At 37.4% G+C, this 16,045-nt stretch carries 19 protein-coding genes; 2 read left to right on the top strand and 17 right to left on the bottom strand.

What is annotated here, in order from left to right:
- Window positions 1-269: 269 nt before the first annotated feature.
- The 16 genes from FHS57_RS29745 to FHS57_RS29670 form a co-directional block, all read right to left on the bottom strand.
- Window positions 270-2,600 (bottom strand): SdrD B-like domain-containing protein, encoded by a 2,331-nt coding sequence (locus FHS57_RS29745; RefSeq protein WP_183980134.1) that lies wholly within the window; start codon window positions 2,598-2,600, stop codon window positions 270-272.
- Between the two features lie 824 nt (window positions 2,601-3,424).
- Complete coding sequence (locus tag FHS57_RS29740; protein WP_183980132.1) at window positions 3,425-4,480, bottom strand: DUF3885 domain-containing protein; 1,056 nt, start codon at window positions 4,478-4,480, stop codon at window positions 3,425-3,427.
- 93 nt (window positions 4,481-4,573) lie between these two features.
- Complete coding sequence (locus FHS57_RS29735; protein ID WP_183980130.1) at window positions 4,574-5,017, bottom strand: hypothetical protein; 444 nt, start codon at window positions 5,015-5,017, stop codon at window positions 4,574-4,576.
- Window positions 5,010-5,525: a hypothetical protein gene (locus FHS57_RS29730; RefSeq protein WP_183980128.1), complete on the bottom strand. Its 516-nt coding sequence runs from the start codon at window positions 5,523-5,525 to the stop codon at window positions 5,010-5,012. Before FHS57_RS29730 ends, FHS57_RS29735 begins: the two co-directional genes overlap by 8 nt.
- Entirely contained in the window at window positions 5,522-5,827 is a 306-nt protein-coding gene (locus FHS57_RS29725) for a hypothetical protein (protein WP_183980126.1), read from the bottom strand. The genes FHS57_RS29730 and FHS57_RS29725 overlap by 4 nt, the downstream gene beginning before the upstream one ends.
- 7 nt (window positions 5,828-5,834) lie before the next feature.
- Window positions 5,835-6,533, bottom strand: a complete 699-nt coding sequence (locus FHS57_RS29720; RefSeq protein WP_183980124.1) for a hypothetical protein — start codon at window positions 6,531-6,533, stop codon at window positions 5,835-5,837.
- Window positions 6,534-6,562: 29 nt separating this feature from the next.
- A complete protein-coding gene (locus FHS57_RS29715) occupies window positions 6,563-7,624 on the bottom strand; it encodes a DUF4291 domain-containing protein (protein WP_183980123.1) in 1,062 nt (353 codons plus the stop codon).
- A gap of 51 nt (window positions 7,625-7,675) precedes the next feature.
- Entirely contained in the window at window positions 7,676-8,332 is a 657-nt protein-coding gene (locus FHS57_RS29710; protein ID WP_221225768.1) for a hypothetical protein, read from the bottom strand.
- A 24-nt stretch (window positions 8,333-8,356) separates the two neighbouring features.
- A complete protein-coding gene (locus tag FHS57_RS29705) occupies window positions 8,357-9,016 on the bottom strand; it encodes a hypothetical protein (protein WP_183980119.1) in 660 nt (219 codons plus the stop codon).
- A 27-nt stretch (window positions 9,017-9,043) separates the two neighbouring features.
- On the bottom strand, window positions 9,044-9,505 hold the full coding sequence (locus tag FHS57_RS29700; protein WP_183980117.1) for a hypothetical protein: 462 nt from the start codon (window positions 9,503-9,505) through the stop codon (window positions 9,044-9,046).
- Between the two features lie 124 nt (window positions 9,506-9,629).
- Window positions 9,630-10,346, bottom strand: a complete 717-nt coding sequence (locus FHS57_RS29695) for an SIMPL domain-containing protein (protein ID WP_183980115.1) — start codon at window positions 10,344-10,346, stop codon at window positions 9,630-9,632.
- A gap of 115 nt (window positions 10,347-10,461) precedes the next feature.
- Entirely contained in the window at window positions 10,462-11,547 is a 1,086-nt protein-coding gene (locus FHS57_RS29690; RefSeq protein WP_183980113.1) for a hypothetical protein, read from the bottom strand.
- 38 nt (window positions 11,548-11,585) lie between these two features.
- Window positions 11,586-12,110, bottom strand: a complete 525-nt coding sequence (locus FHS57_RS29685; RefSeq protein ID WP_183980111.1) for a hypothetical protein — start codon at window positions 12,108-12,110, stop codon at window positions 11,586-11,588.
- Window positions 12,107-12,778: a DNA polymerase III subunit delta gene (locus FHS57_RS29680; protein ID WP_183980110.1), complete on the bottom strand. Its 672-nt coding sequence runs from the start codon at window positions 12,776-12,778 to the stop codon at window positions 12,107-12,109. Before FHS57_RS29680 ends, FHS57_RS29685 begins: the two co-directional genes overlap by 4 nt.
- A 7-nt stretch (window positions 12,779-12,785) precedes the next feature.
- On the bottom strand, window positions 12,786-13,967 hold the full coding sequence (locus FHS57_RS29675; protein ID WP_183980108.1) for a hypothetical protein: 1,182 nt from the start codon (window positions 13,965-13,967) through the stop codon (window positions 12,786-12,788).
- A gap of 4 nt (window positions 13,968-13,971) precedes the next feature.
- Window positions 13,972-14,937 carry a hypothetical protein gene (locus tag FHS57_RS29670; RefSeq protein WP_183980106.1) on the bottom strand — a complete coding sequence of 322 codons (966 nt, stop codon included), beginning with the start codon at window positions 14,935-14,937 and terminating at the stop codon, window positions 13,972-13,974.
- A 46-nt stretch (window positions 14,938-14,983) separates the two neighbouring features.
- Between FHS57_RS29670 and FHS57_RS29665 the strand changes: the two genes are divergently transcribed.
- Both FHS57_RS29665 and FHS57_RS29660 read left to right on the top strand, forming a co-directional pair.
- Window positions 14,984-15,193 (top strand): hypothetical protein, encoded by a 210-nt coding sequence (locus FHS57_RS29665; protein ID WP_183980104.1) that lies wholly within the window; start codon window positions 14,984-14,986, stop codon window positions 15,191-15,193.
- Window positions 15,178-15,561, top strand: coding sequence for a type II toxin-antitoxin system VapC family toxin (locus FHS57_RS29660; RefSeq protein WP_183980102.1), 384 nt, complete (start codon window positions 15,178-15,180; stop codon window positions 15,559-15,561). The genes FHS57_RS29665 and FHS57_RS29660 overlap by 16 nt, the downstream gene beginning before the upstream one ends.
- A 26-nt stretch (window positions 15,562-15,587) precedes the next feature.
- On the opposite strand, the gene FHS57_RS29655 is transcribed toward FHS57_RS29660, so the two are convergent.
- Window positions 15,588-16,034: a hypothetical protein gene (locus FHS57_RS29655; protein WP_183980101.1), complete on the bottom strand. Its 447-nt coding sequence runs from the start codon at window positions 16,032-16,034 to the stop codon at window positions 15,588-15,590.
- Window positions 16,035-16,045: the final 11 nt, after the last annotated feature.

The following is a 16,045-nucleotide window of genomic DNA, read 5'->3' as shown; positions in this document are numbered from 1 at the left end:
CGCTAAAAACATATTAGGCGAGGGCATCGCCTTGAACCGTCAACGTGAGGCGTTAGCCTGTGCGTAGGTTTTAGAACCTCATTCCATTTAGGGATAAGAGTATGTCAGCTTATTTTCTTATGCTTACGTTTTATCCACACTTTTCAAGAACTACCAAAGATTTCAAAACAAAACATCCCACCAGCAGAACCAGTGGGGTGTAAAACTTACAAGCATTTGCTTGATTACCTTATCTTTGACATACTTCGCTATTCTCTAATCAAACAGCACTATTTGCGAATTACTCTCGCTCTAACAGGCGCACATAATTCTGAACAAGGCTTTTGGGCAAGTTTAAGCCCAAAATCTACTGTGTGATTAGTTTGCGAATTATCTCCAGTTTGTATTTTGATAAACGCCCAATTAGCATTTGAGCTCAATTCGGCATCCGAATCTCTCAATCCACTCCCTACTCCACTTACTTGGTTCTTAGTCGTAATGGTAAGTTCCTCGACCAATATTGTTTGTTTCAGGTCTAATCGAATCTCATAACTATGGTTACGTTGTAGTCCTTGCTTTATATTTTTATCGTTAAAATAGTATTGTCCACCGCTAGAGGTAGTATCTCGCCCCACTTCAATTCCTGAGTTTTCTAAATCGTGCAATGTTATTACCACACCATCCATTAACGTATCATCAGGGTCTTGGATTCCATTTTGGTTCACATCGAGCCATACCAGATTTCCTATTTCGAGAGGAGCAGCGTCACAAATTCCCGCTAAATCACCTACCCCACCCGATTTGCCCAAAGTTCCTGGACTAACAGAATAGATAGCAAAACTATTTTTTCGCTTTCCAGTTTTTGCATCAAAAGAAATAAAACCTGTGGACAAGTAAGCTCCGTGTACAGGATCCATTGCGGAGGTCAAAATTTCAGGGATACCTGCTATTTTCACCAAACCGCCGTTAGTGATTTCGGCATGCCCAATCGCCCCATTCCCACTGACCCAATAATCTTCACAGAAAAATTCACCTCCTCCAGGCCCTGCGTTTGAATTAGCGCCACATCCCAGCAAATCGCCTGACTGTGCGTTATTTTCGAGGGTGTAACTTCCGTCTGCGTTGTATTGTGCTCTTAGCAAGTCTCCACTCATAAATCCATAGTAGTGCAAGGTATCGTTTGTGGCTATGCCTGGCTGGTCTTGGCCCGTCTGTAAACCTAAGCGATCCATAAACCCTAAGAACAACGAACCATCGTCGTCAAATTCCAAATCTGACAATATTGCTTGTGGTTGCACAAGAAAAGCCGATACAGGGTCAGGCACATTGCATTGTTTTGGAAATTGGTTTGTCCATGGAAGCCATCTATTGATGGTATTACACCCAGGGGTATTGTCAATTGGTCCCCTTGAGTAAGTTAAAGGAATTACTAGCAAATTTCTAAACTGATGGGTTGCAGGATCAAACTCATAAACGGCGGCCTTTAGGTCTTCTAACTTCTGAGATTGTTCCGCTGTACAAACAACCCCTATATAATGTTTCCCACGGTACGATTTTAGTGCCCAAGGGGTATAGTCATTGTTGGAGCAATTTGGGTGGGGAATATCAAACTTTTGGACCGCTACCTGCGATACGTTGACAATGGGTGCCATCGGTTTAGGAACAGGAAAGCGATAAAATTTTTTATCGTATAGGTTAACTAAGGAAAGGGTATCTTGGGTTGTTGAAAGTTGTGCCCCCCCAATGCCTACTTTACCTGCCGCATGAAACGAAAGCGAATCGCGGCTCCATTGGGTCTTTTTGGCTGGCAGCAGATTTAACTGAGACACAGGGTCCAGATGAGGGTCAGGCCCAGTATCTATTCCTAATTTTTTTACGTCAACGAGCGGTGTCACTTTCTTTGTTTTGAGATCGATAGTATAAAAGCCCCCCGTTCCTAATGGGCCTAAGCCAACGTGTCGGCGGGTCATTGCGCCCACCAATAAAAGCCCCGCCGAACGTTGGTAGGTGCCAATCCAAGTTGAACCAATCTCCCTTGCATAAGCCAAATGCTCCAAATCTCCGTTTTGAGCCAAGCCGCTTTCGTTATAATTGAAGATGACTAAAGCATCGCTATCGGCGGCATCTCCTGCTTTTAATGGATCGCCCTGCACATAACAAGCCGTTGCAATTTTTATTTCATTACCGCCAATGCAATATTCATCATCATTAAAAATTCCTAAATTAATACCAAACGCAGGCGCTTTTATAAACTGAACCTCCGTGTTACTATTTGGGCCTACCAATCCATTTGAAAATGTAGAAGGTAAATCATAAAACTCAATGCGAACATTTTTACCAGCTGGTGCTTGTAGTGCTGAAAATGAATATTCTCCCTTCGAATCAGTTTGGGTGAGAAATGGAGTGGTCACATTGGCCACAAATAATCGTACTTTTACTCCTGCTACCCCGTTTTCAAGGGGTACTGAAGTACTCTGTAGGCCATTAGCATCATAGTCAAAAAAAACTTTTCCTTGTATCTGTGCTTGTAGGGGCGAAATAACAAAACAAATAAAAAAGAGCACCATTAATAAATAAGTAGTGCGGAGCTTTAAAATGGAGATTTTTTTTGACAAAATCATGCAAACATGGTATATACCATTTAATAACAATAGATTAACTATGCTAATTTTTTTCACAGAACGAATAAAGTAATCGTACATCATTGGTTTCAGTTCATTAAAGACTTTTGGAAATACACATCAAAACTTCTTTCTACTAACAAAGTAGCAAACACCATGCCTCAAAAACACAAGCAATCAACCTAACGAAACATAAAGTATCATGATTTAAAGTTTACCCCAGCTTTTACCTTCAATTAACAGGTTGGTGTTCAGAAACTGGCACATACACTCTAAGTACAATCGAAGTGCCAGACCTCTCTTGCTTTTTTTTTGATTTTTTTTTGGGACAAGTTGCTTATAGGGTCGAATAGGCATAAAATGTGACGAAAAGTCACGATCAGCAACTATGTGGACGTGTCTTTTTTCTTGACAGGAATCTATTTGAAAATTGGTATTATATTTGCTAAAACCTATTCAAAACATAAGTAATTATTTTAAAACCTAAATCTTTTTTGTTTTAAAATGGGTATTGTAGTCGCCTAAATATTATTCGTAATTATTTAGGTAACGCATTAAAAGCTATCTTTTAGGATACTTTCGATGTTGAGAATGATATTCCGATTTGTTTTTTGGATTGTCGAAATGAAGCCATCGATACGGGCGTAAGGATTAGCCCCACCGGTACTTCGGAAGCAGTTACTGATTTTCCATCGTATCGGCCTTTAGATTTCTGTCATGTAAAAATTCCAAGAAAACCATAACTTGTAATGCTCTCAAAGTGCGAGTAAACCAGCGATATCGGCCATCCGAACCATTGGGAATACCTTAGTTTTAGGTTAGCTTTAAAATTGATTCTTGATTTCTTCCAAATGATACTCAGAAATCCAATCAAAATACGAATGAAACAAAGATTCTAATTTGTTTTTTTCATTTGCCCATAAATAACATCCTCGGTCATCATACATCCGAAACGCTTTGTCTGATTCAGCTTGGAAAAAATAAATTTCTTGCGGAATGCATGGTGTAGTACCCATCTCAAAAGAAGCAATACCAGAAAAAATATCCTCTATTGGCAAATGTGTCATTTGCAATTTGGCAATAATAAACTTGGCATCATAAAATCTTGGAACAGACTCACCATTTTCGTTGTATTCAAAACTACCCGAATGGCAAGATATATCTATTTCTTCATAACATTCTAATTTTGAAATTTTTAACAAATAAGGTAAATGTTGATTGAGGGTTTTATCAAAATAAGGGTTCAAATCTTCATAAGCCAGTAGCCAAATTTCTGCGTTTTGGTTTTGGAAAAACTCATTAAACAACCTACAAGCCCTATTAGTAGCCTGCTCAATTCGGGACTTTGAGCCATTCGGCAAATCACCACCCAGTTCAAATCGTAATTCAAAATTGCCACCTAAAGTGAACGGCTCTACAATATTGCTTGATGGAAAGTAGGTAACAAGATGCTCCTTGGATGCTTTAAAAGGTGAATTTTTAATAGGATTTAATACAAAATCTTGCATTACTTTTTCAGCTAACCAAACTTCTAACTCTTTTTCTTCTGGCTTCCAGCCTGTTTTTGTAAAGCCTTCACCCATAAGATAACAATATGTGGGAGTCCATATCGTGTAAATAATAGATTCTGGGTTTTCAACTTTTTCGAGTTCATCATTCATCCAGTGCAACATTTCTGGCATAGCAATTCGTAAAATTTGTGCTTCTCCTCTGCCTCCTCCAAGAAGTATGTCGCCTTTCTTTGCATCGAATTCTTCCGCATCTTCTTCCAGCCTATATACTGCTATTTGGCGAGTATTGGACATATACACAACATCATGACTTGAAGGGCATTCAACAAACCCTAAAAGTGAATAATTGTAAGCATCAATTTGTGCCATATTTTCAAACGTTATGTTTTATTATTTCGGAGTAAACGGACAAAGTATGATTAGCTGCTCTTTCGTTTTCTTCTTGTTCCAACTTGTTCCAATCTATTGTTTCAGCAGTTTCCTCCCAATCTCCTTCCTTTTTTCCAGAGTGTTATACATACTCCATACGTCCTCAATAAAAGCTTTAACTATTTGACGCTCTGATACATTCAAATTAAGTTTAGTTTTAAATGGTAATTTTGAGTGATTGGCATTAATAAAATTAAATCGCAACTGACCTGCCCCACTATCGTACCACACATAATAAATGAGGTCAACTTTGATAAGGCTATTCAACAGTTGTTTTTTTCTATTTAGTTTAACTCTACCCAAAAAATTTAGTATATCATTTACATCAACCGCCCCTACAAAATTTTCGGAAATACCAATTGGAATCATATTTTCATAGATTTCTTTCTTTAACTCCTCAATACTTTCTGAAATGTAAATTTCGGCTGATTCTAATGGGCGAATTATTTCCAAAAATTCTTCTTTTAAACTATTCATATTCAATGTTTTTTAATTCGTCATTCAGTTTCATTCGGTGGGTTACACCCCAGTTACAAAACTCTTCGCCTTCAAATAATAAATTGCCAACATCCCAATTTTTAAATTCAATTAAATCCATTCTAAATGGGCTTTTGATCGGAATTATAAGTTGAATATTATTTTCAATCCAAAAAATCGTATTTGAGTCCGAAATTATGAAATCACCACTTGGGCTTACGGTTAGGTTTCTAAATTCATTGTTTTCAATGGATGTAATTAACTGACCATCAATAGTATTTAATTGAAATAAATGGTTGCTTGTTAAAATCAATATTGTACAATAAGTCTCAGAAACAGCAGCCTGGATTGGAAAACCTCGAAACTGCCCACACCATTCTGTTTCGTCGTCATTTGTAAATCTTACCCACGACCATTCTTGAGAATTATTAACACTCTCCGCGTCAAAAATTTTTTCCTCATCAATTCCTGCGTAGGGTTGATTGATAAATTCAGCGTTTGTAATCATTTTCCAAAATGTTTTTTTAAAACCTCATCCATAGCTTCATCAAACTGCGATATGATTTCTGTTGATGAAGTGGGCAAATTTATAATTTCAGCCAAATCTTCGGGGTCAAAATGAAAAAGCAACGATAAATAAATGGCACGCTGACACTCCATTAAGTTGATAGTCAATCTCTTCGTCTCTTCCAGCGTGGTTGGTTGTGGGAGATTTTTTATTGTCAGTAGTAAGTTTTGAAAATCTGAAATATTAAACTTTTGCTCGTATTCAAGCGTTTCAAAAAAGGTATGTTCGAGGAGCCTTTCCATCTGTAAATCATTTTTGATTTTCTTTACTTTGTAAGTAAAGAAACTTTTTAAGTAGCTTTTTCCATCCTTTACTTTGTTTTATTTCCTCCATTTCGTTTGTTATCATGTATTTTTCAATTCTGGATGTATTATTTTCGTACTGGTATAAAATACATAGACAATAATCGAAATCGTTTGCTTCTTCAATTAAAATTTGATCAATGTATTTTTCATAAAAAATGTAATTCCAGCTAAGAAGAATATCAAAAGACACTCTCTTTCCGTATCCAAGTGTATTTATATGGTATAACTCTATTAAAACAAGCAGTTCATTCGCAATTTTACTAACTATTTTACCTTTCCTTAGTAATTCAACAAGCTTTGGGAAAGAACCTTGATAATGCTTTTCGTTCCAATATGATTCACATGTTTTTAATAAATCTTCGATGTCATCAATAGTAAGATTTATATGTTTAGAAAAGGTATCTGATTTTGAATATAAAAAACAAGTTAAAAACCCTAACTCTTCTCTTGCTAAAATATACAAGAAATCCAATTTTTCCTCCGTTGCCCACGCTCTGATAGGTTTGAGTTCGGTTGCATACTTTATAGATTCTATAACTTCTTCCCAGTGAGGATAAGAAAGAAAATCAATTTCATACATAGATTCAAAATTCTTGTGATTTTCTCTAACCCAATTATCTATTCTACGTATATGCTCTCTCATGAAAAATCTACTCGTTTATTTTTGAGGGTTTATAGGCTGATTTTTAGAAAATTGCCCTCAAAAAAAAACACTTTTTCTTGCGGCACTAAAAAATCGCTATTTATTGATTTTTGAATTCTTTGTGCCGTCACGAAAGACGTAATATCTTCGATTTGTGAAAGCATCTCGGTCGCAAATTTTCTTAAAACTTCACCTTTCAAGCCTATCTGAATGGCTTTTCGTTTTAGTTTCATCCCAAACTCATCGTGGTCGGGATCCCACTGAATTCTTACCTCTGATTGGCTCAAATCTTGTTTCCACGCTGCTTCATCTGTGTATTTTGTTGCATCAAAACTACTCAAAACACCTTCTTGGAGCATTTTAACAGCATCTTGTTTTCTGATTCTTAAAGCCAAAATCCGCTGTTGATTCTCGGCAGTTGCCCACTCCGAACGGTACATCATCCACATAAAGCTGGGCTTTATCCAAGTCATTCGGTTAAAACTGAACGCATGACCGCCAAAACGCTGATTGGCCACGGCATAGTTGGCTATGGCATCATTGAAAGCCGCATAAAATGTGAGTGTATCGTCGGCTTCATGGGCTATGAAATGATTGCCTTCGGTCGGTAAACTTGCCTGTTGTTCTTCGTAAGAAGTTAATTGTAAGCTAATTGAATCATAAGGAATTTTGTTAATGATACCGTTTTTTAATAAACGATATTGCATTTCTTGCCGAATTTCTGGGTTAGATGATTCAGCGTGTTTTTTCAAAACCGTAATGGCTTCGGGTGTTCCAATATCCATGAGGGCATGGCTAAACCATTTTGCAATGACTCCGTCTTCCGAATAATGATTCATATACTCAAAGCCCTGCGTGAGTATTTGGTCAATGACAGAAACGGAGCTTTCAAACCGCAAAACATCTTGCAAGTATTTGGTTAAGTACTGATGTTGGTAATGGTTGGGGGTCAGAAGTAATTGATTAAATTCTTCTTCGATTAGGTTTTTGGGTTCGAAGCTCCAAAACAACTCAATTACCTCTTCCAAAAGCTCATGGTTTTGCTTTTGAATGGCTATTTGTAGTTTTTCTTTAAATTCTATATTTGTCATTTTTGATAGTCAATTTTCAACAATAAAGCTCGTTGCACTGAAAAAGCCTTTTCAATTAAATGGGTTTTCAATCTTTGTTTTAAACTTCGGTATCACAAACTTGTTTTCATCTACTTGTTCTTCCTTATATTCGATGGCTGTTTGGATGATGTACCCATTTTCTTCGATTTTTAAGGGTAAACATCCTATTTTGGCTAAGATTTGCTCCCAATGCCCATACTTGTGCCCTTTGTATAACTTGGCATCTACCTTTAAAATTTCATTATTATACCAAATTATTGTTTGTCCTAAAGCCTTTTTTACAATTATTGACTTACAAGGTATATTCAAAATTGTGTCAAGAGCAGTATTAGACGAAATTTCAATTAAATCATACATAGATTTTTTTGTATTGATGGTAACAACAGTGTCTGAATTGGCCTTCCATGCGTATAGTAATTTATCATTTTGATTAAATACTTGAAAACCATTTTCTGTTACTGCATCAATTTCTGACGAATACTTGCCTCTTTTATAGAAATTCTTCTGAAGAATATATCCACGTTCACCGTATTTTTTCTTAATTGTTTTTTTCCATAGACTATCCGCAAACATTTTGGGGTTTGGATTCAAAAAATCTTTTCTGTAAGTTATCCACCCTTCAAAGGTTTGGCTATAAGCAACCGTGCAATTCAAAAGAATAAGTATGAACAGTATTTGTTGTTTCATGTGTTTTTTCATCTTAATGATTATTTAATTAGGTAAATAATAACATAACAGTTCATCACAAATGCTTTGATCCGCTAAGTACTTGCCTCGACTGAGCAAATTTTTAAATTTATTGTAAACCGCGTCGTATTCATTACCAAATAACTGATGCCAGGCCGCATCCAGATTGAAGGTAACATTTACAGTTTCCAACTCTAACACCAATAAGTACTTATCTGAGCCATTGGTAGTTGCTAAAATTCCGATTTTTCGACTATTTTTCACTTTCAACAATTGCTCGTCTAAATATTCTGTAAATAAGACGGGTGCTACTTCTGTAAGCGTTCCATCCTCCTGAATATCATAATATTGCGGTGGATTCATCAATTGAAAATCAATGTAAATCGGAAACACAAGTGACGTATCTGCAATCTTCAACCCCGTTTTATTGACCAAGGCCTCTGCAAAAATATGAGTAACAAAATCTGAAATAGTTAGGCTAAACGTATTTTCTAGAAAGTTTTGTTTTATAATCCAAGAATCGTGCAATCTGCCATTCATAAGCGATAAGAAATCGCCTAAGATTGGCCTTTTGTCCTTTAATATTTGACGGTAACTCTTAAAGTACGCCGAATCTATCGACGTATCTTCGATAAAAGTACGGGCAATCAATGGGGCAATCGCCTGAATCTTAATGTCATTCATTTTATTTCAGTAAATTCTATATTCCAATCATTCTGTTTCGAGCATATTATGCTTTTTCCTTACTTCTTCTGCTTCTGATGTATTTATCCGTACCAAAGCCCAATAAATCCACAGTGGGTAGGGGGCATCTTTTAGATTTCCGTTGTACTCCGTTGAAAGCATTTGGTCGAGATATGGCACTAATTCGGCAAATTCGGGAGAAGAACAATACATCAATATGTCTTGATGCTGCTCGTGCTTTTCGGATAATAACAACCGCCCCAGCAAATCAATCATGCTACAGTGTTTATCATACAAAAAATGCCAAGCAAGTGCTGCATTCACGAGCGTTTCGTTCTCAGAACCAAGAGCATATTCAATAAATTCACGTGCCAATGCTGTGTCTTTGAGCAATGAATCAGGAATTTGCTCGGCAGCATCTTCGTACGCTATAATTCCTAATGTACAATCTGCGAGAATTTTGATCTGTTCTTCTGAAAGAATATTCATTTTTGAGATAGCTGTTTTATCAGTTTTACGATACTTTGTCTATTCTTGGCCGCAGTCATCCATTAAACTACGTTAATACCATAGGGGTAGTTGAAACATCGGACTTAGATTTTTTCAAATACCCTCAGTCTATAATCTCTGTGTGCATATTAACAGTGACGGTATATCGTATCAATTCGCCGCTTGACGCAACGCCTTTCCCGCCCATTCCTTTGCCAAATGTCTCAAAACCAAACGAATCAGATCTATTGTTTAAGTTGTCGTTGGGACTTTTGTTGGATTGAAGAAACATAATCTTTCCCATCTTCAAATTACTTACTTTGGCCAGCCTTCGAGTCGTTTCAATGGCATCATTGACCGCCAGTTCTTCTGCCTGAATCATGTATTCGGTCGCTTCAGTATTGAAATACGATACTTTTTCTATTTTGTTGAACTTTGTTTTTAGCAACTCTTCCGTAAACTCCTGCATTTTGTCTAATGACCTCAGCGTAAATAGAAGCTTCTGATTTGACTGATAGCCTACAAACACTTCTTTACCCAAACGCTCACCCCATTTCGTGGATTTATTGGTCGCAATCAAACTCGTTTTGATCTCCAAAGTATCCTTTACATATTTTTTGACAATTCCATAAACATCGCCTAAGGTTTTTTGATTTTCGTTGATGGCTTCACGTAGAGTAGGTTTGGTATGCAAAAACGCAATGGTAATTTGTGCTGCGTTTGGAAAAGCATTTACAGTGCCAACACCTATGGCATTTATCCTGGGTTTGGAATTATCGGTGTTTTGAGCATAACTCCCATATACAGAAAGTAGGGCTAACAATAAGAATGATTTTGACATATTTTAAAGAGTTTGAAATGAAATATAATAGACGATTATAAAGTCCCAATTATTGGCTTAAATACTCCTTCAAAATACTTATATCTCTTAAATTCAACGATTTGCCTCCATTTTCTTATTCATTTTTGTTCAAAATATGAAGTTGACATTTTAAGAGAGCGATTACACTGTTTATAGCATTGTCAGATTCGCTCCAGTCACCATATTGGGCATGCCATTGGGCAAATTCAGGCTTAAAAACAATTTGTTCAACCTCATTATCTAACATAATTTCAAATTTTCTGTAGCCATCATCATAAAAAGCAGAGGCATAACATAGTTCGTCAGATGGATCGTATGCTAATGTCATATACTGATAAACGTCTGGCATCTCTTTTTCTATCTTTTGAAAAAGTTCTTTCCCAAATCCAAAATAGCGTTTTGAAAATTCCTCTAATGTTTCAGTTGTAAATCCTTTTACTTCATACTTTTTTGTTGTTATGACTTGTGTCATTTTTAAACTTGAAAGGTGTTCTCTTAGATTTTCGAGTTTAGCTTTTTTGTGTGTTTCATAAGCTTTTAAATTTGTACTTTGTGCAGATTCTATACAATACTCAACTATCGAGGGGTCTCGAATAAAAATCATATCTGTGAGGATATCATCTTTGAGCCATTCGTCAGCAGCTTTCCATGATTCTTGAATCATTTTCGGGCAGTTAGGGTGGCTTATCTCTATGAAATGTTTTAGAGCCTTATTCTTTATATAATTGTTAGATGAAATTTGAAATGCCTTGTCCATAAATGATGGAATGAATTCTAAAAATTCATTACTTGGGTATTTTTGCAACAAAACGATTATTTGGCGATAGGCATCATTAAAATCTTCGTGATTAAGATTTTGAACAGTTTGAGCTAATAATAAAAAATCCGATTTAGAAAGGTTACCAACTTTTGAGATTGTTGAAGGTTCATGCCAACTGAGTAATCTTGCCACCCGATAGTTTCTGGCAATAAGGTATAAAACATTTTTGAGGTCTTGTAAAGGACGATTTTGCAAACCAGAGTCAAAAATTGAGCCTATATAAGTATAGATTTCTTGCCAATGGTCATCAGGATAGTAAATCATATCAACATCAGCTATACTTTGACGAACTGGATAATTTTGATTTATCCAATGCTTAATTGATGCTACGAATATTTCTAATTGTTTATCAACAATCATATAGTTGAATTTTTAATAAATGTTACGGCTAATATAGTTTAACCCCGATACTTCTTCAAAATGTTTATTTCTCTCAAATTCACCACTTTCTCTCCATTTTCTGCCAAACACAATCGCCATTTTTTGCCAAATTCGTTCAATAGCTTTACAATAGAATCATGCCTATAAAAATGGTCTAAAACCCATAAATAGCTTATGAAAGTGCCTTCTGTTTCATAAAAAAGTGTAAAATCTTTGAACTTTTGCTGTTCATCACATAGACTGAATGCCTTTGACTTTTTATCCAATCCTCGGTAGGAAGCATAGCCTGTATAGACTTCGGCTATTTTTGTAAAACCAAACGATTCACAGAGGCTTTCAAAAATAGTTACGGGTATCTTTCGTTCGGCCAACTTTATTTTGGGTTTATCCAAACTGAAAATCTCCGTTACATTGGTATCTACTTTTTGCTCTATGTCATAGCCGATAATCTTCTCAAACTCATACCAAATGAAGGGCAAATTTTCTTCGGGTATGAGTTGTATCGTTCCATAATCGTCTTCGTGGTAGAAAATCGAACTCATGTTGTTTTACTGCTTTTTGAGAAGTTATCCACTTCCTGCCCACTTAGAATGTGCCAGCCAAGGGCGGTAAGTTTTTCTACGGACAGGTTTTCTTGTCTAAACTCAGTCAGGTGAACATTCCCATACTTACAAACAAAAAACTGAACTTTTTCGTCGGTATCAAAGAACAAGAGATACTCAGCGGCACTGGGGTCGCAACGCGTAATCCAAAAAACAATTTCAATCATATCGGGCAAACTATCTAAATCAAAAACAATGGCCTCGTTATAGCTCTTATTATTGATGATTTTTTCGAATTTTTTATACGACTTGCCCAAGCGGCCTTTCCTTGTTTGCCTGTTTTTCAACAAATCAAGCTTTAAATGGGTGATTAGTAGAAGGTGCTGGACGTGAATATTTTCTAATAAATCTCGCAGTTTTTTTGCTAAAATGGGGATAAATGTCTCAATTTCATAGTGATTTAATGATAGCACTTTGTCAAATACAGGATACCCCAAAACCTCATTGTGGATACAATCAAACTGGTCTAAATAGAGTTGCTCTTCATTGTCGGCTTTGTAGCAGTCTAACATATCATTGTCAAAAAAAGCCTTTTGCAATTTGGCCAATTCCGAACCAATGATTCGTTTGGAACTCACTATTTCTTTTCTTGTTACTAATTTTATCATAGAGGTGTTACTTCTTTATCGGTATTTCAGGCAAAGTTACATCCAAACAAGCATCAGGACAGCGGCGAATGGGCTTGATGAATTGCAGGCAGTTGTATTTGCTGTCTTGATAAACGGATTTTAGAATAATGATATACTCCACCGTGCTTGTTCTGAACTTGCTTGCGGCAATTTCAAAAATACCTGCGGTGGCTATCGTTGTTATCAATTCTTGTTCTGTCAGCTTGTTGAAAGGAGCAATAGATACTTCATACCTCAGCGGACGGGGTGCGTTTCGCTCTCTAAAACGTTGATTGATTTGGCAGCGGAGTTTATCCCCTCCAAAACACCCATTTTCTATTTTTGTTAATAGTTTTACATCAAAACACTCTCCCTGTTTCTGCTCTTCTTCTTTCTTTTCCTCTTTGGGCGGGCGGGGCGTAGTGGGGACGGTTGCTACAACGGGTTTGGGCTTTTTGCCTCCCAACTGAATGGTAATGCCTACCGTAGGAACAAAACTGATGGGATTTGCCGTAGTTTGGGTGATTTGGGTGGTATTACAAAACTCCTCAAAGGTCATGGTTTTGCCTCCTGTACTGACATAACTTGCCCGATACATATTGGGAGCATATTGGGCTTTTAATGCCAATCGGATTCCGATATTTTTGGTGATGAAAAAGGTATTTTGTAACGAAAATTGCCCCATTACGGCATTCGACCTGCCACTATGACTATACAAGGTATCGGTTTGCCCCAAACGCAAGGGATTGCTGAACGTAAGGCTACTTTGGCTCATGGCTAAGGCCTGCAAACCACCGCCTACTCCGACTTCAAAAAGATTTTTACCATTTTTGCTGTATTTGTACCAATTGATACTCATGATACCGTTGAGTATCTGTGAAGGTTTGAACCGAAACAAAGCGGCTGGATCAACCTGCGTAATGCCTTGATAATGAGAAGTGATAAGCGAACGTACATCGAACTCTCGGTAGTGTCCTTCCAAACCCAAAGCAAGGTTTTTGCTCAACGGAAATTTTAAGCCTAAACCCGCTTCTTTGCCTTTGTTGAGTGCTTGCGAGCCATACATTTTTGAGTTGAGTGGCGTAAGCGGTAGCCCCCCTTCCAAATTGATTTGAAAGGGCATTTTTTGCTGGGCGTAAGTGCTTGTTGTCCAGACCAATAGTAGTAGTATAAAGCTATATTTTTTCATGCGGTTAGTCGTTTATCCATACCAAACCTTGGTAATTGATGGTGCTATTGACGGTTTCAACCGTGCCGTTGTCTAAATTCACGTTATAGAATCGGTTTCTGTCAAACAAAATATACTTGTTTTCGCAGCAATGAATGGTAGCTGACATCGTAAAAATATCAGCATCAGCCAGCGTGAGGGTGTTTGGTAGGGTAGCTACGGTGGTCATGGTGTTGTTGGTGTCATTCACCCTTTCTATGGTAAATGTCCGTTGGTCGTTTGCACCTACATCTAATTTCAAGAGGTAAACGTTATCATCATGGGCATTGTAACGAGCTAAAAAATAGATTTTACCAGTGCCCGTAATGCGGGTGAGTGTTCCTGTTTCTAAATTTAATTTTTGTACTTGACTCACTCTTGTCAAGTATAAAAAGGGTTGTTTACCATGAGCGGTACTGCTTGTTAGATGAAACAACGTAGGCTCTACAATAGTAAAATATCTTCTGCCTTTGATAATGCGTTTGGGCGAGGTATTTTCATTGACTGTATAAGTATAGACACTATCAAACTGCACGCCGTATGTTTGCTTGGTAACGGGACTATACGCCAAGCCTACCAATAGCTTTTGGGTATTCGTCGTGATAACATCTACCTGATTGGTAGCCAGGTTGACACGCCTTATTTCTGGAATTTTGACCTCTACATTGAAAACATTGTAGGGCGTAGGCACGGAATATGAGCCTTCGGGGTGGTACATGCCCTGATTGGCGAAGTTGTTCCAGTTAGTCAATACCGCCGAAGTAGTACTCACGGCTGTTTGGTGATTGACCACGCCAAAGTTTACCGAAGCACGGCGAGGATACGCCGCCACGCCATAGCCCAAAATCTTCCCCGTACGGGTTTGGGTACTGATGATTTCTTCTTGTACGCAACCACTCAGCACCAGTAAGCCGAAGAAAGCACACAGCTTTATATTTTTGAATTTTTTCATAGATTTTACGTTTATTTTACTAAATTGCCCAAAACAGATTTTTTATATGGATAATACCTTGCTTATCGAAATTACAAACCCAAAAGCGTTGGGGCTTTTACACGAATTGGAAGAGCTACATTTGATAAAGGTTTTGAAAAATAAACCTACCCAACCAAAACTCTCTGATAAGTACCGAGGCGTTTTTACCAAAGAAGATGCCCAAAGTTTTAATGACCATACGCAAGTAATGAGAAATGAATGGAAAAATATTTAATTGACAACAACACTATTTCCAGTTTTTTCTCAGCTTTGCTTAGTGAAACAGCTATGGCGTTTATAGCATCTGTTATTGACGAAACACCTATCTTATCTGTCATTACTGAAATTGAGGCTTTGTCGTGGATAAGCCACGATAAAACCAAAGAACAGACGATTAAAGAATTTGTGGCAGATGCTACTATCTTAGCTCTAAGCCCCGAAATAGTGGCTGAATGTGTACGCCTCAGACGAAGCCGCAAAATAAAAACACCCGATGCCATTATTGCGGCAACTGCCTTGGTACATGACTTAACCCTCATCAGCAACGACAAAGGATTTGAGAACATACCACGTTTAAAACTTATTGACCCATTTACTTTATAACTTTTTATTTGCTTCATTCATTTACTTCAATAATGCACCACCTCTGCTTCATCTCGGCGGCGTTGCCATTTGGGATTTTGGATGAGTTGGTTGAATACCTCTTCTGATTGCTCTCGTATGACTGGTACGGCGGTTGGGAAAGCGGCTTTGGTATCAAACTCTACGTATTTGGTTTCATTGGGTGCAATAGTAAACGCCCACGGTATGGGCTTAGAAAGTTTATCTGACATATCTAAGTAGGTACTAAACTGATGCTGACCAGCCGCTACCCGCAGTACCACCACTTTGTTTGACCGCACCCACATAAACAGGCTATCTGCCGAAGACCCTACCGCTATGGCAGATACGCCCGCACTAAATTTCAATTGACGATACACCACTACCGTAGCCGAATCTGTTTGGGCTTGGAGCTTACCAAATAGCATCATTACACTTAAAAATGTCAATATCCACTTTAATTTGCTTTTATTCATTTTTTATAAAC

Source organism: Runella defluvii (genome assembly GCF_014195535.1).
GTDB classification, from domain to species: domain Bacteria; phylum Bacteroidota; class Bacteroidia; order Cytophagales; family Spirosomataceae; genus Runella; species Runella defluvii.
Note: the sequence above shows the minus strand (reverse complement) of the source record. Positions and strands in the feature narration are given on the sequence as shown.

Excerpts from the sequence above, each read along its gene's own strand:
- FHS57_RS29745 (WP_183980134.1), bottom strand. The coding sequence starts at position 2,600 with ATGATTTTGTCAAAAAAAATCTCCATTTTAAAGCTCCGCACTACTTAT.
- FHS57_RS29740 (WP_183980132.1), bottom strand. The coding sequence starts at position 4,480 with ATGGCACAAATTGATGCTTACAATTATTCACTTTTAGGGTTTGTTGAA.
- FHS57_RS29735 (WP_183980130.1), bottom strand. The coding sequence starts at position 5,017 with ATGAATAGTTTAAAAGAAGAATTTTTGGAAATAATTCGCCCATTAGAA.
- FHS57_RS29730 (WP_183980128.1), bottom strand. The coding sequence starts at position 5,525 with ATGATTACAAACGCTGAATTTATCAATCAACCCTACGCAGGAATTGAT.
- FHS57_RS29725 (WP_183980126.1), bottom strand. The coding sequence starts at position 5,827 with ATGGAAAGGCTCCTCGAACATACCTTTTTTGAAACGCTTGAATACGAG.
- FHS57_RS29720 (WP_183980124.1), bottom strand. The coding sequence starts at position 6,533 with ATGAGAGAGCATATACGTAGAATAGATAATTGGGTTAGAGAAAATCAC.
- FHS57_RS29715 (WP_183980123.1), bottom strand. The coding sequence starts at position 7,624 with ATGACAAATATAGAATTTAAAGAAAAACTACAAATAGCCATTCAAAAG.
- FHS57_RS29710 (WP_221225768.1), bottom strand. The coding sequence starts at position 8,332 with ATGAAACAACAAATACTGTTCATACTTATTCTTTTGAATTGCACGGTT.
- FHS57_RS29705 (WP_183980119.1), bottom strand. The coding sequence starts at position 9,016 with ATGAATGACATTAAGATTCAGGCGATTGCCCCATTGATTGCCCGTACT.
- FHS57_RS29700 (WP_183980117.1), bottom strand. The coding sequence starts at position 9,505 with ATGAATATTCTTTCAGAAGAACAGATCAAAATTCTCGCAGATTGTACA.
- FHS57_RS29695 (WP_183980115.1), bottom strand. The coding sequence starts at position 10,346 with ATGTCAAAATCATTCTTATTGTTAGCCCTACTTTCTGTATATGGGAGT.
- FHS57_RS29690 (WP_183980113.1), bottom strand. The coding sequence starts at position 11,547 with ATGATTGTTGATAAACAATTAGAAATATTCGTAGCATCAATTAAGCAT.
- FHS57_RS29685 (WP_183980111.1), bottom strand. The coding sequence starts at position 12,110 with ATGAGTTCGATTTTCTACCACGAAGACGATTATGGAACGATACAACTC.
- FHS57_RS29680 (WP_183980110.1), bottom strand. The coding sequence starts at position 12,778 with ATGATAAAATTAGTAACAAGAAAAGAAATAGTGAGTTCCAAACGAATC.
- FHS57_RS29675 (WP_183980108.1), bottom strand. The coding sequence starts at position 13,967 with ATGAAAAAATATAGCTTTATACTACTACTATTGGTCTGGACAACAAGC.
- FHS57_RS29670 (WP_183980106.1), bottom strand. The coding sequence starts at position 14,937 with ATGAAAAAATTCAAAAATATAAAGCTGTGTGCTTTCTTCGGCTTACTG.
- FHS57_RS29665 (WP_183980104.1), top strand. The coding sequence starts at position 14,984 with ATGGATAATACCTTGCTTATCGAAATTACAAACCCAAAAGCGTTGGGG.
- FHS57_RS29660 (WP_183980102.1), top strand. The coding sequence starts at position 15,178 with ATGGAAAAATATTTAATTGACAACAACACTATTTCCAGTTTTTTCTCA.
- FHS57_RS29655 (WP_183980101.1), bottom strand. The coding sequence starts at position 16,034 with ATGAATAAAAGCAAATTAAAGTGGATATTGACATTTTTAAGTGTAATG.